This window comes from Vibrio sp. 10N.261.55.A7 (assembly GCF_002877365.1).
Classification (GTDB): domain Bacteria; phylum Pseudomonadota; class Gammaproteobacteria; order Enterobacterales; family Vibrionaceae; genus Vibrio.
The window spans coordinates 15,959-16,290 of sequence record NZ_MCWZ01000040.1 but is presented as its reverse complement, the minus strand read 5'-3'; positions in this window follow the sequence as shown (position 1 = coordinate 16,290).

The window sequence follows — 332 nt, the reverse complement described above, 5'->3', positions numbered from 1 at the left end:
CCTTTAAAGTAGTTATTCTTGAGTAGGCAATTTGATAAAAAAGAGCCTGATAATTAGCAGAGTCTTTAATACAAACGGAGAAATTTAGTCTCTTAATGAAGCGCTGAACTTGTCAGACATTGGAGCTACGATAGCATCGACAGAACCTGCAGTGTCTGCACCTTCCAGTGTAGTGAATAACGGAGTTTAGCCCGCCACATATAGGTTGGTCGATTGGCTGTAATACTAGAAGTAATCCGAACAGTCAGATTACTACATGGATCGTAACTCGGAACTGCTCCGAAGTAAGTTGCAAGCGGCATCAGAGCGAATGATAGAATTCTGATTTTGGA